This window comes from Bacteroides sp. 41_26 (genome assembly GCF_949740115.1).
GTDB classification, from domain to species: domain Bacteria; phylum Bacteroidota; class Bacteroidia; order Bacteroidales; family Bacteroidaceae; genus Bacteroides; species Bacteroides nordii.
In genome coordinates, this window is the sequence record NZ_CATJGZ010000059.1 from 1 (window position 1) to 18,679 (window position 18,679).

The window sequence follows — 18,679 nt, forward strand, 5'->3', positions numbered from 1 at the left end:
CCTGAAGGTGTAAAGTGAAACAGTAAAACAATCAAGAAACTGTGAAGGAAAACAGTAGATATTAACCAAAATGTGTAAAGTGAATACAGGCATAGTCAAAGTGTACATTTTTGTCATGCAAGAGTGTACACTCTTGTTATATAAAGATGTACACTCTTGCATGACAAAAGTGTACATTCTTATTTTAATTGATTATCAGCACTTTACATCGAAATAATAAAATAAAAAAACGAGCAAATTCTTTTAAAGAATTCCTCGCCTCTGATAAGAAAAGCCATAAGGCTTTTCTTTTGTTTTCCTCTTTTTTCCTGAATTACAATCTTCTTTCTTACCTAAAAAAACTTCAATTACCTATTATTCTATTGTTATCCTTATTAATCTTTTACCTTTTATTTGTACCTATTGAAGCTTTGTTTATACCTTAAATTCTAATACCTTAATTTCTTATTTTTACCTTTTAAACTAATAACAATTTCTCAATTGCACTGCAAAGATACAGCTTTTTTCCGTGTGCGCAAACGGTTTTGCGTTTTATAACACTTTTTAAAGCTATAAATCTTTCACATCACTCAGTTCAACCAACTTATTTACAATAGCATAGATAGTCAAACCGGCAGCGCTATGTATCTGCAGCTTTTTACTGATATTTCTTCTGTGAGTGATTACAGTATGGATAGAAAGAAACAGTTTTTCGGCTATCTCTTTGTTTGTCATCCCCTTCACTACACATACCACAATTTCTTTCTCCCGCTGACTTAGTGTCTCCTGTCCGTCTTCCTCTATATCAGGCTCAATATTCTCCAAACGGGTTATCTTGTTGGAAAGTGTCTCCAGGTCATCAAAAATAGAGATGGAATCGTCGTATTTACTTAGCAGGTTTGCATCAATAAACGAACTGACCAGTGCCACCACCCGAATTCCTTTTCCAGTCGTTTCTTCACGAAATCGCACTACATCAAAATAGTCACCAAATGTTGGGTTTACTACCAATATATCGGGATACTGCGTACGCAGACAGTCATGTAATGCTTCAACAGAAAGAAGTTCTACCGGCTGGACTTTCAGATTAGGCAAACGTTTTAATGCCAGTGTCAACCCACTACGGATAATCACAGAATTTTCTGCAACAGCTATGCGAATTGCTTCGTTATTTTTCATTGTCATTCATCCTCCTTTCCAACTTCAGAATAGCAGGAACAAAAATATAATCTTCTACTTTACAATGAGACTCAAGCCCCTCTTCACAAGCATATATATCAAACAATGCAGCATTAAGCAAATTGGTGTTTGCCTTAGCAGGACAGTATTTAATAATAATATTTTTAAGTTCAGTCAACTTCTCTCCTACCTGATCATGGTGTTTGGAGAATGTACTGATTTGATAATTCTTTGGTGCGTTATTCTCAAGCAGCGCATCTACATACTTGAACACCGTTCTCTCCTCATACTCCATGTGTTTGCGTACTTCCCGCATATATTCGTCGAAGAATTTAAGAATAAGAAAAGATACATCGTTCTCTGAACAATCAATAGCTTCCAGTAGTTTGCGCCGTATAGCAGGCAGACAGAACTCCAAAAAATAAATATGAGCCTGCCGCAAGTAGTCAACCAATGCCGGAATAGACAGACCATCTGTCTCACCATCCATACGCGAAAATCCCTCGGCCATAAAATTCACTACCGCAAGAAACGTCGGACAATCGACTCCATTCATCTCACAAACTTCTTTTACCGTTTTGTCTCCAAAGCCCAAAGACAACCCAAAACGGCTCATAACCTGTAACAGAGAGTAATTATCACTGATAAGATCAATCATCTTATCGGAGGATTTATATTTTTGTAATCTGTCCATCTATACCTATTTTTATATTACGCGTACAAAGGAACGGATATTTTTTCGCGCACGCAATCCCCATTTATAGGTATTTTGGGGATTTAAAAATTAATAATTAAAAATTAAAATGCTTATCTTTGCGACGTTAGTCCGGGAAGAAACCTTGACGGTAAAGTTCATACAAGCCTGTAATAAGGCTCATAATCAGAAAGAATTTATCAAGCTACAACACCGGTCTTTTAATTTTCAATCTTTAATTTTTAATTATAAATCATGGCAAAAGAATTAGAACTGAAATACGGCTGCAATCCTAACCAGAAGCCTGCCCGTATCTTCATGAAAGACGGAGAACTGCCCATCGAAGTATTAAACGGACGTCCCGGATTTATCAATTTACTGGATGCATTCAACAGCTGGCAATTAGTAAAAGAGCTGAAAGAAGCTACCGGACTTCCGGCTGCCACTTCCTTCAAGCATGTCAGCCCGGCAGGTGCTGCCGTAGCGGTAGAAATGAATGAGACGCTAAAGAAGATTTACTTTGCAGACGATCTCCCCCTTTCTCCGCTGGCTACTGCTTATGCCCGTGCCCGTGGTGCAGACCGTATGTCATCTTATGGTGATTTCATTGCTCTTTCTGACACGTGTGATGAAGAGACGGCACGTCTTATCAATCGCGAAGTATCCGATGGGGTTATAGCGCCTGATTACACACCCGAAGCACTGGAAATTCTTCGTAACAAACGCAAAGGTACTTACAATGTTATAAAAATAGACCCGGCATACCGCCCTGCTCCTATCGAGCATAAGGATGTTTTCGGTATCACTTTTGAACAAGGACGCAATGAATTGAAAATAGACGAATCTCTGCTCAAAGAGATGCCGACCCGGAATCAGGAGATTCCTGCCGATGCCAAACGCGATCTGCTTATTGCCCTCATTACATTAAAGTATACACAGTCCAACTCCGTATGCTATGCCAAAGACGGACAGGCTATCGGTATTGGTGCCGGACAACAATCACGTATCCATTGCACCCGCCTTGCCGGAAATAAGGCTGACATCTGGTATCTACGTCAACATCCGAAAGTAATGAACCTCCCCTGGAAAGATAAAATACGCCGTGCCGACCGCGACAATACAATAGACATTTACATCTCTGAAGATTATATGGATGTATTGGCAGACGGCAGTTGGGAACAATTCTTCACCGAAAAGCCGGAAGTACTGACCCGCGAAGAAAAGCGTGAGTGGCTGGATACGCTAACCGGAGTAGCATTGGGTTCAGATGCCTTCTTCCCTTTTGGTGACAATATTGAACGTGCACACAAAAGTGGTGTAAGTTATATTGCACAACCGGGAGGTTCGGTACGCGACGATCATGTGATTGAAACTTGTGATAAGTATAATATTGCCATGGCATTTACGGGTATCCGTCTGTTTCATCATTAATATAATTAATAAGGTGTAAAAGCATCTATCTGGCTCCAACATACTTATTAATAATCAATAGTAACATCCCCATTTATAATGAGAACCAATGTGTTATTCCATTATAAATGGGGATTTTCTATTTCATCCGGCTACCCTATCTTTGCACCATCATAATAAAACAGAAATTGAAAATGAATAAAATTGGTGTATTTTACGGTTCTACTACAGGAACTACAGAAGACGTGGCCCGTCGCATTGCAGAGAAGTTGAATGTCCCTCAGGGAGATATTCATGATGTTTCAGTATTGACTGATGCTCTGGTAAAAGAATATGATGTATTGGTATTGGGTACTTCAACCTGGGGCGCAGGCGAATTGCAGGACGACTGGTATGATGGCGTTAAAGTTCTGAAGAAAGCAGACCTGGCGCATAAGTTTGTGGCACTATTTGGCTGTGGTGATTCCGATTCATACGCCGACACCTTCTGCGATGGAATCGGTATCTTATATGAAGATCTGAAAGCCAGTGGTTGTACATTTGTTGGTGCAGTAGACACTGCAGGGTATACTTTCGATTCATCCGTAGCAGTAGTGAACGGCAAATTTATGGGGCTCCCTATTGATGAAGTGAACGAAGACGGTCAGACAGACGAACGTATCACTCAATGGGTGGAAATACTCAAAAAAGAAATTAACTAATACTTTTTATTATATATACTTGCATTATGGCCACTGAAAGAACAATCCCCGGAGAGGTAAGAATTTTCCTGAATCACATTTATGAATTTAAGAAAGGAGTACGCAACATGGTACTCTATACCATGAATCGTGAATATGAAGAATTTGCAGTGCGCCGACTGGAGAATCAAAACATCAGTTATATGATTCAGAAAGTAGGGCCAAACAAAATCAACCTGTTCTTTGGTAAACCGGAGTGTATGGAGGCTATCCGCCATATCATCATCCGTCCGCTCAATAAACTGACTCCTGAAGAAGATTTTATCTTAGGAGCTATGTTGGGGTATGATATCTGCCAGCAATGCAAGCGATATTGTGGTAAAAAAGGAGGTATTAAGATTGCCGTTTAGTATAGTTTTTTTGTATGTGTTAGCTTATTTGCATGTCTTTTTGGGGAAAGAAGCCGCTTCGTTAGGGAAAGCGGCTTCTTCTTTTATCTACAGATTACCTTTCTTCTGAACATATCAAATTCATTGAAGATATTTTCTCTAATTTATTACCATCCCAAATGTATTCAACAGTAGTTATTGGTAAATTCAGATAATCACGGTTACCATGATAGAACTCGTCTCCATATTTAAAAACAATAAAGTGAATTATGTTATCTTCAACAAAACAACTTCTTCTATCTTTCGACAAACTTAAAGTTTCTTCCAACACCTTTTCATTTGTAACATCGATAAATAACCAATGATAGAAATTCGTAGCAAGCCCTGTTGCATCAATCATAGTAGAAGATAGTATAAGATATTTGACTACATTATTATTTATAGTATAAACAGAAAGTTCATCTTCATTCATCCCGGAAAGCCATTCTTTTATCTTCTCATTCCGCTTAACGAGTTCCATATAATCTCTTACATTTACAAGCTTCATAGACTCTTTTGTTCCACACTTCACTTGTAAAACAGAGTCAATACAAGGTAAAATCATTAATGGAAATGGAATTGTATTGTGCATAAGGGTTATAGGATTTTCATGTCCCAAACAGAATAATGTATCATTCTTTACTTGATAATAATACATCGTAGAATGTTCTTTGCCAATAATTAAATTGTTGATATCTGAATTCTCCTTTAAAAGAGTATCACATCCCATAATATAGATACTATCATTAATAAGACAAGGAGAATGAAAACTCAATTTATATTTAGAATTAATCGTTTTAAGTTCACTGAAATTCCAGATAACATTTTCACCAGATCTTCCTGGATCCTTAAATTCAACTTGCTCTTTTATGATTTCATCTCCACTACGAATACAATTATTCTTATAGGTTATTTGACTAAAAGCCCAAAAAGTAGAAAAAAAAGAGAATGATAATAGTAATAGCAATGATTTTCCCATAGCAACAGTATTTAAGTTACAAGATAAAGTACTCCTTATCATTCAATTGTTAAAGAATATGCTTTACCATTAACAAAGATAACAAAAAACTGAGATACAGACGTAAATCGGCAAAATTATTTATACACATCTACCTCATTTTGTAGCCTTTCTTTATAAAAAAGTCATAAATAACTTCCTTTTCATAATTATTCTGATCTTTTAAATCTTAATTACCTATTTATACTGATAACCGACTATAACATTCATTATTTGTGGGTATTGTCGCCCTTTTTAATCTCATCTACCTTTGCCCCCAGAAAAATTTATATAAAACATGAGAAAATTAACAAGTTTATTTATCCTCTGTTTCCTGATGTCTTTCGGAAAAACAGTTGCACAGGGAAAAGACTCTACTAAGAAAGAAGAAAAGAGTTCTTCTTACACAGAAGAATATAATAAGTTCCGTTTTGGCGGATATGGTGAAATGGTAGCAAGCTACATGGATTACGGACTCAACCGAATGACCGAAAAGGGTAGTGTGAAAGAGAACCGGGGTACAGTTGCAATCCCGCGCTTTGTACTCGCCTTTGACTATAAGTTCTCTCCCACCTGGATATTAGGTGCCGAAATCGAATTTGAATATGGAGGAACAGGAAGCGCACGCGAGATAGAATGGTACGAAGAAAACGGGGAGTATGAAGTTGAAATAGAAAAAGGAGGTGAAGTAGCACTCGAACAATTCCATATTACCAAATTGATTCATCCTGCTTTCAACATCCGCGCCGGACACATGATTGTTCCCGTTGGTCTGACTAACTCACATCACGAACCGGTTAATTTCTTTGGAGTCTATCGCCCCGAAGGAGAAACTACCATACTTCCTTCTACCTGGCACGAAACGGGTATCGCATTCTTCGGTAAAGTATATAAATTTGATTATGAGTTGCAATTAGTAGCCGGACTGGACCCCCAAAACTTCCGTAATACAAACTGGGTAGGTAAAGGACGCCAGGGAGCATTCGAAATTGACAATTTCACAAGTCCTGCATTTGTGGCACGACTCAATTACTCCGGAATACGCGGACTTCGTATCGGCGGTTCTTTCTATTATAACCAAACAGCAAAAAACAGTAGTAAACCAAGCAGAAATATAGGACATAAGTTCCCTGTAACAATTTTTACAGCAGATGCACAGTATAAGAGTCCGAAAAACACTTTCATAGCTCGTGCCAATATGGTTTATGGTAATCTCGGAGAAGCTGCCAGCCTTTCGGAAATCAATCGTAAATCGCCAAAAGCGACCGGATATCCTACCACAGACGTAGCTAAAAATGCAGTAAGCTATGCAGGAGAAGCAGGCTACAACATCGGATCTTTCTTCGGTGAAAAAGCACCGCGCATTTATCCGTTTGTTCGCTACGAATATTATAATCCTATGGAAAAAGCCGGTTATTTGAAAACGCCGGATGCCCGCCTCAAAACCTCTATGTGGACAGTAGGACTAAACTACTATGCACTGCCCAACCTCGTAGTAAAAGCAGACTACAGCAAACGCAGAATTGGCGGTGGTAAATACAACAACGAAAATATAACCTCAATAGGTATTGCCTATGTGGGTTGGTTTGTAAAGAGATAACTTTAATAATAAACAAATAGAAAGTAAAAAGATGAAGACAAGAAATTTATTTCCAATCTTGTTAATGGGACTTACATTAACGTTCAGTGCATGTAGTGATGATGATGAAAAAAAGACGGGTGAAACAGATACCTATGAAAATCCATTCGAAAAATACAAAGCAGAGATTGCAGCAGCCGACACAAAGATCAAGTTGAATGATGATGTACTGGATCCTGCCATTGCCACTTATGTAGATGATGTAGTACTCCCCACTTATGCAATGATGCTGGAGAAAATCACAACGTTCAATACATTGGTACAAGCCATGCAGTATGGTTCATTAAGCAACAACCAGATTGCCGACATATGTGAAGCCTGGAGAGCAGCACGTATTCCATGGGAAGAGAGTGAAGCTTTCCTGTATGGACCCGCAGCTTTGAAAAAACTCGACCCGAGCCTTGATAGCTGGCCATTGGATAAAGACGGTATACAGCAGGTACTTGAAAAAGGAGATTTCTCTCATGTGGATGATGAAGTAGACGATGATGACAATGCTCCTACCAATGCAGCGCAAAACGTACGTGGTTTCCACACTGCCGAATATCTGTTGTTTGCAGATGGTAGTGCCAAAGCGGCTGATGCCTTTACAGAAAATGCAGTATTGTTCCTGAAAGTAGTAGCCAGACACATGCTGAAAGATACTAAAGAACTGTATACAGCATGGAAAGATGGCTTAGGAAGTTCCGATGCTGATGTGCCAACTGCTTATGGTGAAATGATGAAAAGACATAGCAGCACAGATCTCTATAAAACTGCTGCCGCAGCTATCGCCGATATTTTTAATACAGAAGGCGGAATGCCGGCTATTGCCAACGAAGTAGGTGAAGCTAAAATTGGTGATCCGGTTAATGAATGGAATGCCGGTAACAAAGAGGAAGCTGTACTCAAAGTAGAATCATGGTATAGCTGGAACTCATTGGATGATTATGAAAACAACATCATCAGTATCCAGAACGCCTACCTTGGCAAAAGAAACAACGATTATAGCACAGATGCTACTGCCAATAGTTTCTCCAGCGTAGTGAAAAGCCTCAACCCAAAACTGGATGAGCTTCTGAGAGCACAAATCATTACTACCCGCCGGGCTATCAGAAATATCCCTTATCCATTCCGCAGCAACCTGGATCAGAAGGCAGCTATCACAAAAGCTCAGAAAGAGTGTGCCAGCCTGGTAGACGGATTGGAACTTGCCGGTCGTAAAATAGCATCTGCAGCCGAATAAAAACAGTAACTAAAAACATTCTAAAATGAAATTGTTTGTCGATAAACACTATTTGGCAAAAGAGCAACATACATACAAAGCCTGTGCAAGGCTTTGTATGTATGTGTTATTCGGAAGTCTGTCCCTCAGCGGATGTGACAACTCTATGGATGACAAGCTCATACTCAAACCGGACGGAAGTGTAGCATTACCTGCCGAGCTATCAGCCGGATACTCTACGATCTTTGCTACCGCATCAGATGCTTACGACATCAATGCAGACTGGGTAACCGGAGAGTTGGAACACCGGTTCAACCGGGGCAATAATCTATACGACCGAACCAGAGGAACGGATAATTCTTCAGGCGGAGGATTGGGCCCTGTATATGCCGGATACTCATGTTCCAGCTGCCACAAAGGTGCCGGACGTTCAAAACCTTCAACAGCCGTGGGAGGCAGTGAGAACGGATTTTCATCCATGCTGGTTTATATCCTGAGAAAAAACGGAGGGTACTATCCCGAATATGGGCGTGTATTGCATGACCAGGCCATCTATGGCGTAAAACCAGAGGGGAGACTAAAGGTTACCTACACGGAAGAAACCTTCAACTTCCCTGACGGAGAAGAGTACAAGCTACAGACACCTCATTATGAAATTACCGATTGGTATGCCGAGAATATAGCTCCCGAAGATTTGCGTATCAGTGTACGCATCCCCCTACGCCACGTAGGCATGGGACAAATGATGGCACTGGATCTGGACGAGCTGAAACGTCTCGCAGCCAAAAGTAACTATCCGGAATATGGTATTAGCGGACGCCTTAATTATATCACCGAAAGAGGGATAAAACAGATTGGCGTATCGGGCAATAAAGCACAACATGCCGACCTGACCGTAGAACTTGGTTTTTCTTCTGACCTCGGTGTAACCAACGACCGCTATCCGGAAGAAGTATGCCAGGGACAAAGCCAGATGATGGGATTTGCCAATTATGGTATTCAGGTATCCACACAAGATATGGAAGACGTTGACCTCTACATGCAAACCCTCGGTGTACCTGCACGACGGAACGTGACAAATGAAACCGTAAAGAAGGGAGAAGAGATGTTTTATAAAGCCAAATGCCAGTTATGCCACACGCCAACACTGCATACACGCCCCCGAGGCACTGTATTGCTCAATGGTACACAGCTCCCCTGGTTAGGCAGTCAGACCATCCACCCCTACTCCGACTATCTGCTACATGACATGGGCCCCGGACTTGACGACGGTTATCCCAGCGGGTTAGCCGCAGGATGCGAATGGCGTACTACTCCATTGTGGGGTATCGGCCTTCAAGAGGTCGTAAACGGACATACCTACTTCTTACACGACGGACGTGCACGCAACCTGACAGAAGCAATCATGTGGCATGACGGTGAAGGTGCCGCATCACGTATTCTTTTCTCCAGAATGAGTAAAGAAGAACGGAGTGCATTACTCACTTTCATTGAATCTCTCTAAAACAAAAAGACCTAATCAGACAAAAAAGCAACAAAAATGATACATCAAATAACAAAAACAACCGCCATCCTCGCGTTCAGTGCCCTTACTGTAATGCCGGCTATGGCACAAGAGAAAGAAGTAGACGACAAATATGTAGAAAATGATGTCGTATCACTTGCCGGCAAAAAAGGATTCTCATTCAGTACCAGAGCCGGAGACTTTTTACTAAAACCCTATGTACTGGTACAAACTTCGGCGCGCTTCAACCGCTACGATGACGAAGGACTCGAAAACATGTATGCTGACAACATCGCCAATACCGGTTTTGAAGTTCCCAATGCCATTCTGGGTTTCACTGGAAAAGCTTTTGGAAAGATTACCTTCAACCTTTCACTCAATGCAGCCAAAAGTGGAGGTGCGTTATTGCAACAAGCCTGGTTTGATATCGCTTTCAAAGAATCTCTCCGCTTCCGTGTCGGTAAATTCAAAACACCGTTCACGCATGCTTATCTCTCTACACTGGGCGAGACACTCTTCCCCGTTCTTCCCCCATCAGCCAGTACAATAGTCAACCTTCCCTACTCCCTCAACAGCGTGGGACCTACTTTTGCTACCGGTTTTGATCTGGGTGCCGAACTTCACGGACTCATTAATAACCGCTGGAATTACCAGATAGGTATCTTCAACGGAACAGGGATCGATGTAAACACAGCCACCAAAACAATGGGGCGTGACCGTAAATGGCTACCCTCACTTTTGTATGCAGGACGAATAGCATACATGCCTAAGGGTGAGATGCCTGCCACTCAGGGTGATCCGGATAATCTGTATACAGACAAGATGATGATCGGCCTTTCTACCTCATACAACGCCGAAGCCGAATCACAAAGTAGTAACGACTGGCGTGTCGGTGCAGAATTTGCCTGGATAAAAAACAGACTATATCTGGCCGCAGAAGCCTATTATATGAATATGAACTTCACCAAACGCCAGAATATCTCCAATGACTATCACTTCTGGGGAGCTTATGTTCAGGCAGGATACTTCATCACCAATAAGTTACAGGGAGCTTTACGCTATGATCTTTTCGACCGTAATGGTACGGATGTGGACGGTTTACTGAATATGCCTGCCGTAGGTATGAACTATTATTTCTGGGGATCGCACCTCAAACTGCAAGTAATGTACCAGTATATGGGACGTACCAAGCACAACACACAGAATGACCGCGAAGAGGACGGACTGGGTATAGCACGTCATAGTGCCACAGCTATGTTACAATTCACATTCTAAACGACTATGAACAAAATATTCAAATATGGAATAGCTCTTCCCTGTTGTAGCCTCCTGTTGAGTGGTTGCGATGACGGGAAGATCTACCCGGACGACTCTATTGATGCGGGAAGAACAGTCACCATCCAGGTTTCCTTTACCGGTGTGCGTGCCTATCCCGACTATAACATGCTGACATTTGCAGCCTTTGGCGAAGATGCCCATGAACCGCTTCTGACGCAGCGCCTCTCCCGCCCCACCGAAGGCAGGGTAGAAGAATACACACTAATGGGGCTTCCGGAAGGGACAAAAGCCGTCGGCATTGCCCTCGTCAGCAGAGGACAGACATTGATTTATAAATACTGCTCCGTAGATATTGACACATCGGTAAAGGAAACGATTCTTCCGAAAACGACTGTCAACCTGGCCACTTATGACCGGATACAAGAACAGGTGTTCGATGCCCACTGCATCGCTTGCCATGGGAAAAGTTCGGGCCAACCGGCAGGTAATCTGTTTCTCACCGAAGGAAAAAGTTACTCAGCTCTGGTCAACGTAAAAGCCGGGGCTCCCGTAGCCAATGAGAAACCATATGTAACTCCCGGTGAACCGGATAACAGTTTTCTGATGGATATATTATCCGAGAACATATTAAGCCACAACCATACGGACATCTTCAACGGTAGTGAAACCACCGAAGTTAATAATCTCCTTAATGCCTGGATAAACAACGGCGCCAAAGAAGAATAAATTAGAAGAAAGACAAGTTATGAAATACCAACATCACTCTTTTAATGAGAAAGAGGTAGAAGTACAAATAGCTTCGTTCTCAAACGGAAACGAAGTATCCGAATACCACATTATACTACAAGGCACTCAGCCAACTCTCACTTATAAGGAGCAACTGAATAACCTGACAGATGTTTACAACTCACTACTGACGGGAGAGCTTAAAGGTGCCAGTGCCCTGTTTAAGCGTTATTTTCTCAGTGATGCTGCCAATCAGGAGGAGATGCTGTTGGCCATGGCCACCGAATATTCGGACTGTGCCCTCTCCATTGTAGAGCAATCGCCACTGAACGGCACTAAAATTGCTTTGTGGGTATATCTGCAAACGGATGTACAAAGCCGTGCCCTGCCCAACGGATTGTTTGAAGCTGTCCATGGCAATTACCGCCACTTCTGGGGAGGAAGTGCCTTTAATCGTGCAGCAAACTCCGAATATCAGACACGGTTGTTGCTCAATGACTATGTGATGCAACTCATGGAGCAAGGATGCACGTTGGCAGACCACTGCATACGTACCTGGTTCTTCGTACAGAATGTAGATGTCAATTACGCCGGAGTAGTAAAAGCCCGCAACGAAGTATTCGTTACACAAAACCTGACGGAACATACGCACTACATAGCCAGTACAGGCATTGGGGGCCGGCATGCCGACCCGAAAGTAACTGTGCAGATGGATACCTATGCAGTGGATGGTATCTCTGCCGCACAAGTACAGTATCTCTATGCTCCCACACATCTCAACCCGACTTACGAATATGGAGTTAGCTTTGAGCGGGGTACTTGTGTCAAGTACGGTGACCGCCGGCAGGTGTTCATCTCCGGCACAGCAAGTATCAACAACAAAGGAGAAGTGGTACATCCCGGAGATATCCGCCTGCAAACCCACCGGATGTGGGAGAATGTAGAAGTCCTGCTACAAGAAGCCGAATGTACATTTGACGATCTGGCACAAATGATTGTGTATTTGCGCGACACCGCAGATTACCAGATAGTGAAGCAATTGTTTGACGAACGTTTCCCTCAAATACCCAAAGTGATTTTGCTCGCACCAGTCTGCCGTCCGGGATGGCTCATTGAAATGGAGTGCATCGCCACAAAGGCAGACTGGAACGAAAACTTCGCAAACTACTGATGAAAACTGAAAAATAATTCGCTAATATGACAACTGCCAATTAGCGAATTATTTAAAACCATACAATAACCAGGTAAACTGTATGCACAGTTATGCCAATAATCAGTCTTTATTATGCTGGTGGGTAGGTTTATCCCCGTGATGATCATATCCGTCCGTCAACGTTTTCATGAAAGCAACAAGAGCGGCTTCCTCTTCAGGAGTCAATCCCAGGTTACCCAATTCATCTTTATTCACCGTAGCAGGATATTCGGCTGGTGGAAATTCATCACTTACGTCACGTACATTATAGAAATGTACAATCTCTTCAAGTGTTTTAAAATACCCGTTGTGTCCGTATGGCGCTGTCAGTTCCACATTACGAAGCGTAGGTACACGAAACTTTCCGTTCTCCTCCGCCTTTCGGACAATAGCTCCCAATCCAAGGTCTATAGAATCCGGAGTCAGCAGAAAATATTCCTGAGGAATACAGTAATGGGGGTTTTCGGGATTTTTAGGAATGCCCAGATTATCATAAGTATGATCAGTAAACAGCGTACGGCGGGCAATAACATCCCGTTCCAGAATATGGCACTTGGCACAAAGCCCTTTGTTTTCAAAAAGATCAAGTCCCAGTTTCTCCTGTGCAGTAAGCGTATAGTTGCCTTTCTTATATGCGTCAAACCTGGAAGAGAAAGGATTTACCTCTTTTGAAGACTGGTATGCCGCCAATGCATCGGTAATATAGGCATACAGGGAGTCTACGTCTTCCGTCTCACCATAAATGCGTATCAACTGCGGATAATAAGAAGTGCGTTTTACTTTGTCTACCACCATACGCTTGTCATGATTCCCCATTTCAACAGGATTGAGAAAAGGTTCGCTTGCCTGAGCCTGTAATGAAGGCGAACGCCCGTCCCAGAACAGACCGCCTACATAAGTTCCCTCCTTTTCATCGTAATACAGATCGGGAATGAATTTTGAATAAGAGATGGTCATCGCATTGCGTTGAGAGTAGAGCCCTTTCACCGCGCCTTCGGATACGGCACGGGAATCAATGTCTGCAAAACCTTTAGTCAATGTATGGCAAGTGGCACAGGACTGTCCGGCAGGTTCGGAGAGCGTAGCATCATGGAACAACCGGTTGCCAAGTAACTCTTTCTGTTTATAATAATGGGTAGGATCGTGCATGCAGGATGCCAGGCTGAATACGCCCAACAGCAACACAGCATGAAGCAATGGTGTGTGTTTCATAGATGTTTCAGTTATAAATATGTCTTAATAATGGTATACAAAAATATATATTTTATCTGAACTATACAAAAGAAAGGAAATAAGAGATGGGAAAAAGGAGAGAAAAAAGAGGACAATCTAAAATGAGGTCAATCGCTTGCTGAAGGTAATTATAACAGCGTAAACAGTAAAGGCGCAGGCTGCATGTAGTAAAGGCGTTCCCTGCATGCAGTCTGCGCCTTTACTACATGCAGGGAACGTATCAACTGTACAAAAGAAATTTCGCCTCTAAAAGTATAAAGAAAATATGCTACATATATCTAAGATGCACAAAGATGCACTCCATTACCCGGTACACTTCTATGCACAGAAAGCAATGCCGGAAAAATTCTACTTAATAGGTTATTTTCACTCCGGCAAAGTAACTCCTTGGCGTTGCCGGACCATAAATATAGTTGGAGTCGCGGTTTGCCCCACGGTCAAAGTCTTTCTGATATGCCTGAAAGATGTTTTGTACGCCACCATTGAGTTGCAATACCGCTGCTTTATACAATTTAAAGTCGTAAGCTACTTTCACACCAAGATCAAAGAATTTGGGTGTAGTGAGAGCTACTGCAGGACGTTCGGGCATCTCCCCCATCGCTGCATTCTCAGCAGAGATAGCAGCACGCTGTACAAGCATACTACCAGTGTACGTGCCCGATAAAGCAATACTTAACGGCTTTATCGGTGCATAGGTAGCCGTAAAGTATCCGTAAGTATTTGGGGTACGAAACATTTTCTTTTCAGCCGGAGCGTCATCGTCCCATTGATGCGGTTCGTCGTAATGGCTCCGTTGCAAAGTGATACCAGCCTGCAACTGGAATTGTGTCAGATATGCCAGCTTTCCTTCCAAAGTCAGTCCCATGACTTTTGCACCCGGTCCGTTACCGCGTGTCCGTATCAATACTCCATCTCCACGGTCCTCATACGGTCCAAGCACGAAAACATCTTTCAGACTCGTATAAAACCCTTCGACCAGAAAATTCACTTGCCAGGCTCCCAAACGGTGATACATATCGGCAGAGGCACTCAGGCTCTGCGACTTCTCTTCTTTCAATCCTTTAGCGCGTTCAATCATAGACACTGTACCACCCACATTCTCAATATGCAAATCCTCATCAAAGGCTTGTGGAGCACGAAAACCGGAAGCATAACTCAGGCGGAAGTTAATATCCTTCGTCGGATTAAAACGCAGATTGGCACGCGGACTGAAAATGACATGATTCACCAGATTATGCTTATCCAGACGACCTCCGAGAAGAATACCCCACTTATCATTCTTCCATTCGTTCTGGAGAAAGCCACTGTAAATATTCACCGTCTGTTCCGTCTGGCGGTTGTATCCCCACATATTGTCTTTCAGACGGTCACGGTTATATTCCAGTCCGGCAGTGAGATCGGCAGGCATAAAGAGGCAACGCCCGAAACTGTACATATACTGTGCACCCCCCATGGCCGTAAGATCTGTGGTTTTGCCGTAGGCATTCAGGTCTTTCCCACCGCCATAATAACTGTCACGGTCTGTATTCAAAGCCGAAGCGAAAAGGCTCAGGCGATGTTTTTCATCGGGCGAGAAGTAATCGAACTTCAGGCTACCGCCATCAATAGCATGTTCCAATTGTTCGGCTATATTAGCTTCGTGAGGCGGACGATTCAGCAGATCCCCTCCCCGGCGGAACTCCTGTAAATGATGATACTCAAAAGTCAGCTTAGAGTAAGTGCTCGTCTTGAAATAAGAACGGAAACCTACAGTCTGGTTCTTCAGTTTGGGCAACTCCGTATAGCCGTCTCCATCGTAATCATACCCCGAACGATGGCGGTTCTGACCGAAGATATAAACTCCTGCGCGATGATCGTCCGTCACCAGAGAGACATTTAAAGAGGTATTATTATCGAAAGAGTTACCGCCCCCAAATCCGGTAATAGTATGAGACAACTGGCCGGAGTTGCGCAGTGGCTCTTTTGTAATAATGTTAATCGTTCCGGCTATTGCAGACGATCCGAACAAAGCCGAACCACCTCCGCGCATTACTTCTACCCGTTCAATCATACTGGCAGGAATCTGCTCCAACCCATACACCCCCGAAAGAGCACTGAACACCGGACGAGAGTCTATCAGGATCTGTGTATACGGCCCGTCCAGTCCATTGATACGTACCTGCTGAAAGCCACAGTTCTGACAATTGGTTTCTACCCGCACGCCCGGCTGAAAGTTTAACCCTTGCGAGAGAGTACTGGAGTTGGTAGATTCAAACAGTTTCAGATCGACCACATTGACCAATGTAGGTGCCATACGACGGGTTGTTTCGTTACGATTGGCAGAGACAACCACCCCGTCAAGAGCAATAGCGTCTTCTTCCAGTTCGAAATTTTCTTCCAGCGTCTTGCCCTTTTTCAAGGTTACGTCGCGGGTCAGGGTTTTGTATCCCACAGAACTGACTTCCATCCTGAAATTGCCTTCGGGAAGATTCTTCAGAAAATAGTGTCCCGTAGCATCTGTTACCGTACCTATGGTAGTCCCTTTAAGGGCAATCGTAATATATGGTAAGTGCTCGCCGCTATTCTTATCAAGTACATGCCCGATGATATTGGCGTCAGATTTCTTCAACTCAGGGAATTCAGGATGTTCGGGTTGTGTGGCCATTGCTGAGAAAAAAACATAGCATAGGCCAACGAGAATAAAGATATATTTTTTCATTTTCGTTTGTAGTTAGTAGTAACCACCCGGCAATGACAAAGGATGGAGACAGGACAATCGTACAGTCCTTTCCCCAACCACCATCCGGTAGTTACTTATTATTAATAGATGATTAAAAAAGAGGTTCTTTCGCGTTGAGACGGAAAGAGCTTACGATAGATAAAGCGAAGGAGGTGCCCTCAATGACACCACTCCTGCACAAGAAGCATGACGGCCTATACGTTGAGGACACCATAGAAGCGTACACAACAACAATGCCGTAAATGCTGCAAAAACCGGGATAATACCCGCATCTGTAGTTTGAACGTGGGTTAAGAAGTGAATTAGCTGAAACTCAACACTCGTATGTTCATGTTTTGTTCCTTTCTTAAAGGGATGTGAGTGAACGATTGTCACCCCGTTCACCACGTGCGAGTGAGTGAACAGCGTAATGCCTGCCATGTACGAAATAAACAGTACAGGGAGGAACCACTTCAGAATAGACAGGTACAATCGTTTCATCTAAGTTTGTTTTCGGCAAAGATAAGGGGAATAATTATATCAGACAATCCCCATTAATGATGATTTGTCAACAAATACCGACTAACAGGCAGAAAAGCCTGGATTTTCACTATTATTAGGTATTTCATATCTCAAAGAAGCTCCTCATCTTTACAGTGAAATAGTAATAACACTCAGCCTGATGCAAAAGTTGCCAATGTGCTGATGTACCAATTGGCTGCGCTGTTTTATCGCAAGACATTGGTATATTGACATATTATTACAATGAAGAGGTTCCAAGGGTCCCCCTAAACAGTATCATTACGTTTATCCGGTATCGTACTTTGTTTTTCTCAGAAAGGAATGTTCCTTTTCTCGACATGTATTACTGTTTTACATGTACATGTCGTACTGTTCCACATGCACATGTCGTACCGTTCCAAATGTACATGTCGTACTGCTTTACATGTACATCTAAAACAATCTTACACACCGAGACTTCATACGTTCCTCTATGAGACACTTTGCGAGAATTTGCGCTCACCTGTGTTTCAATGTACTATCGCCTGTCGTACCTCCCCGGCCGGGAAGGCCCTATGAAAACTTTTCATACGTTTCTCAACGGATATTAACAGATTAACAGTACATTTGTCGTATCATATTTATTTAATAATAAAACTACAATGAGAACGAAAGACTGGAAAGCGATAAATACCCCCAGGATACTTGTGATAGGAGAAGATTCAAACTTGCAGTGGTCGGAAACCGTAGCAAAGTACGCTATGTTTGCCGATTATTATTTTCGCGGATTTCCGGAAGATCACGGAGAGCGCAGTAGAAACGTGGAGTCACGCAATCTCTTCAACTATGTAATGAGACTCACCGATCATCAGTTAACTCCCGAAGATGTGTACATCACCAATTTGTGCAACGATGATGTAGAACCGGCTCCCAAAGGAAAAAGAACTTTCATACCCGAAGAAAAAGCACAAAAAGGCATCGAACATATCAAATGGATTTTGTCGGAGAATCCTTCCATAAAATGTATATTAGCAATGTCTTTGCAAACAAATTACTGGCTTCAGCAACTCGGTTTCTACGAAGGGGATGCCGATTTTTTACGGGCTGCCGAACCCAGACGCAACGGAAAAGAAAGCCTGTCGCCTTTCTATCAGCCGGTAGACGGTAAAGCATTTACCATGATCTGCGGTAAAGCTTATGACGCTACGGACTTCCCGGTAAAAGTATTCCCTGTGCTTCCTGCAAAAGACTATCCCTTGTCCGATCAGAATCTGGATCGTTATGCAAAAGCTCTGGACCAGGTAGTTAATTACTTTAGAACGAATAAGATATTTTAA

General features: G+C 42.6%; 16 protein-coding genes. 10 read left to right on the top strand and 6 right to left on the bottom strand.

The window, feature by feature from the left end; all coding sequences use genetic code 11:
* Positions 1-549: 549 nt before the first annotated feature.
* Positions 550-1,158 carry a response regulator transcription factor gene (locus QX565_RS06205; protein WP_025867149.1) on the bottom strand — a complete coding sequence of 203 codons (609 nt, stop codon included), beginning with the start codon at positions 1,156-1,158 and terminating at the stop codon, positions 550-552.
* Positions 1,148-1,852 (bottom strand): hemerythrin domain-containing protein, encoded by a 705-nt coding sequence (locus QX565_RS06210; RefSeq protein WP_044095111.1) that lies wholly within the window; start codon positions 1,850-1,852, stop codon positions 1,148-1,150. Before QX565_RS06210 ends, QX565_RS06205 begins: the two co-directional genes overlap by 11 nt.
* A 255-nt stretch (positions 1,853-2,107) precedes the next feature.
* On the opposite strand from QX565_RS06210, the gene QX565_RS06215 reads away from it, so the two are divergent.
* The 3 genes from QX565_RS06215 to QX565_RS06225 all read left to right on the top strand — a co-directional run bounded on the left by QX565_RS06215 (position 2,108) and on the right by QX565_RS06225 (position 4,352).
* Positions 2,108-3,283, top strand: a complete 1,176-nt coding sequence (locus QX565_RS06215; protein ID WP_289291924.1) for a phosphoribosylaminoimidazolecarboxamide formyltransferase — start codon at positions 2,108-2,110, stop codon at positions 3,281-3,283.
* 173 nt (positions 3,284-3,456) lie between these two features.
* Positions 3,457-3,963 (top strand): flavodoxin FldA, encoded by a 507-nt coding sequence (gene fldA, locus QX565_RS06220; protein WP_221649960.1) that lies wholly within the window; start codon positions 3,457-3,459, stop codon positions 3,961-3,963.
* A gap of 26 nt (positions 3,964-3,989) precedes the next feature.
* Positions 3,990-4,352 carry a DUF2023 family protein gene (locus QX565_RS06225; protein ID WP_025867146.1) on the top strand — a complete coding sequence of 121 codons (363 nt, stop codon included), beginning with the start codon at positions 3,990-3,992 and terminating at the stop codon, positions 4,350-4,352.
* A gap of 94 nt (positions 4,353-4,446) precedes the next feature.
* On the opposite strand, the gene QX565_RS06230 is transcribed toward QX565_RS06225, so the two are convergent.
* Positions 4,447-5,349: a hypothetical protein gene (locus tag QX565_RS06230; protein ID WP_289291926.1), complete on the bottom strand. Its 903-nt coding sequence runs from the start codon at positions 5,347-5,349 to the stop codon at positions 4,447-4,449.
* Positions 5,350-5,665: 316 nt separating this feature from the next.
* Between QX565_RS06230 and QX565_RS06235 the strand changes: the two genes are divergently transcribed.
* The 6 genes from QX565_RS06235 (at position 5,666) to QX565_RS06260 (ending at position 12,889) form a co-directional block, all read left to right on the top strand.
* Positions 5,666-6,967 carry a porin gene (locus QX565_RS06235; RefSeq protein ID WP_002559812.1) on the top strand — a complete coding sequence of 434 codons (1,302 nt, stop codon included), beginning with the start codon at positions 5,666-5,668 and terminating at the stop codon, positions 6,965-6,967.
* Between the two features lie 31 nt (positions 6,968-6,998).
* Entirely contained in the window at positions 6,999-8,231 is a 1,233-nt protein-coding gene (locus tag QX565_RS06240) for an imelysin family protein (RefSeq protein ID WP_122201557.1), read from the top strand.
* A 97-nt stretch (positions 8,232-8,328) separates the two neighbouring features.
* A complete protein-coding gene (locus tag QX565_RS06245) occupies positions 8,329-9,714 on the top strand; it encodes a di-heme oxidoredictase family protein (RefSeq protein WP_122201606.1) in 1,386 nt (461 codons plus the stop codon).
* A 93-nt stretch (positions 9,715-9,807) separates the two neighbouring features.
* The gene (locus QX565_RS06250) at positions 9,808-10,989 is read left to right on the top strand and encodes a porin (RefSeq protein WP_182416631.1); all 1,182 of its coding nucleotides are present in this window, start codon (positions 9,808-9,810) and stop codon (positions 10,987-10,989) included.
* 6 nt (positions 10,990-10,995) lie between these two features.
* Positions 10,996-11,718, top strand: a complete 723-nt coding sequence (locus tag QX565_RS06255) for a hypothetical protein (RefSeq protein WP_122201555.1) — start codon at positions 10,996-10,998, stop codon at positions 11,716-11,718.
* A gap of 19 nt (positions 11,719-11,737) precedes the next feature.
* Positions 11,738-12,889, top strand: a complete 1,152-nt coding sequence (locus tag QX565_RS06260) for a Rid family hydrolase (RefSeq protein WP_263662339.1) — start codon at positions 11,738-11,740, stop codon at positions 12,887-12,889.
* A gap of 102 nt (positions 12,890-12,991) precedes the next feature.
* Here the strand turns inward: QX565_RS06260 and QX565_RS06265 are convergent, their stop codons facing one another.
* From QX565_RS06265 to QX565_RS06275, 3 genes are all read right to left on the bottom strand, one after another.
* Entirely contained in the window at positions 12,992-14,122 is a 1,131-nt protein-coding gene (locus QX565_RS06265) for a cytochrome-c peroxidase (RefSeq protein ID WP_195449865.1), read from the bottom strand.
* A gap of 373 nt (positions 14,123-14,495) precedes the next feature.
* Positions 14,496-16,841 (bottom strand): TonB-dependent receptor, encoded by a 2,346-nt coding sequence (locus tag QX565_RS06270; RefSeq protein WP_289291933.1) that lies wholly within the window; start codon positions 16,839-16,841, stop codon positions 14,496-14,498.
* Between the two features lie 150 nt (positions 16,842-16,991).
* Positions 16,992-17,342, bottom strand: a complete 351-nt coding sequence (locus tag QX565_RS06275; protein ID WP_122201552.1) for a DUF8478 family putative metalloprotein — start codon at positions 17,340-17,342, stop codon at positions 16,992-16,994.
* Positions 17,343-18,004: 662 nt separating this feature from the next.
* Here QX565_RS06275 and QX565_RS06280 point away from each other — a divergent pair.
* Positions 18,005-18,679, top strand: a complete 675-nt coding sequence (locus QX565_RS06280) for a hypothetical protein (RefSeq protein WP_002559804.1) — start codon at positions 18,005-18,007, stop codon at positions 18,677-18,679.

Bases quoted from the DNA above. Each gene is read 5' to 3' on its own strand.
- QX565_RS06215 (WP_289291924.1), top strand. From the start codon at position 2,108: ATGGCAAAAGAATTAGAACTGAAATACGGCTGCAATCCTAACCAGAAG.
- QX565_RS06210 (WP_044095111.1), bottom strand. From the start codon at position 1,852: ATGGACAGATTACAAAAATATAAATCCTCCGATAAGATGATTGATCTT.
- QX565_RS06230 (WP_289291926.1), bottom strand. From the start codon at position 5,349: ATGGGAAAATCATTGCTATTACTATTATCATTCTCTTTTTTTTCTACT.
- QX565_RS06280 (WP_002559804.1), top strand. From the start codon at position 18,005: ATGAGAACGAAAGACTGGAAAGCGATAAATACCCCCAGGATACTTGTG.
- QX565_RS06250 (WP_182416631.1), top strand. From the start codon at position 9,808: ATGCCGGCTATGGCACAAGAGAAAGAAGTAGACGACAAATATGTAGAA.
- QX565_RS06245 (WP_122201606.1), top strand. From the start codon at position 8,329: ATGTATGTGTTATTCGGAAGTCTGTCCCTCAGCGGATGTGACAACTCT.
- QX565_RS06240 (WP_122201557.1), top strand. From the start codon at position 6,999: ATGAAGACAAGAAATTTATTTCCAATCTTGTTAATGGGACTTACATTA.
- QX565_RS06275 (WP_122201552.1), bottom strand. From the start codon at position 17,342: ATGAAACGATTGTACCTGTCTATTCTGAAGTGGTTCCTCCCTGTACTG.
- fldA (WP_221649960.1), top strand. From the start codon at position 3,457: ATGAATAAAATTGGTGTATTTTACGGTTCTACTACAGGAACTACAGAA.
- QX565_RS06270 (WP_289291933.1), bottom strand. From the start codon at position 16,841: ATGAAAAAATATATCTTTATTCTCGTTGGCCTATGCTATGTTTTTTTC.
- QX565_RS06225 (WP_025867146.1), top strand. From the start codon at position 3,990: ATGGCCACTGAAAGAACAATCCCCGGAGAGGTAAGAATTTTCCTGAAT.
- QX565_RS06205 (WP_025867149.1), bottom strand. From the start codon at position 1,158: ATGAAAAATAACGAAGCAATTCGCATAGCTGTTGCAGAAAATTCTGTG.
- QX565_RS06255 (WP_122201555.1), top strand. From the start codon at position 10,996: ATGAACAAAATATTCAAATATGGAATAGCTCTTCCCTGTTGTAGCCTC.
- QX565_RS06260 (WP_263662339.1), top strand. From the start codon at position 11,738: ATGAAATACCAACATCACTCTTTTAATGAGAAAGAGGTAGAAGTACAA.
- QX565_RS06235 (WP_002559812.1), top strand. From the start codon at position 5,666: ATGAGAAAATTAACAAGTTTATTTATCCTCTGTTTCCTGATGTCTTTC.
- QX565_RS06265 (WP_195449865.1), bottom strand. From the start codon at position 14,122: ATGAAACACACACCATTGCTTCATGCTGTGTTGCTGTTGGGCGTATTC.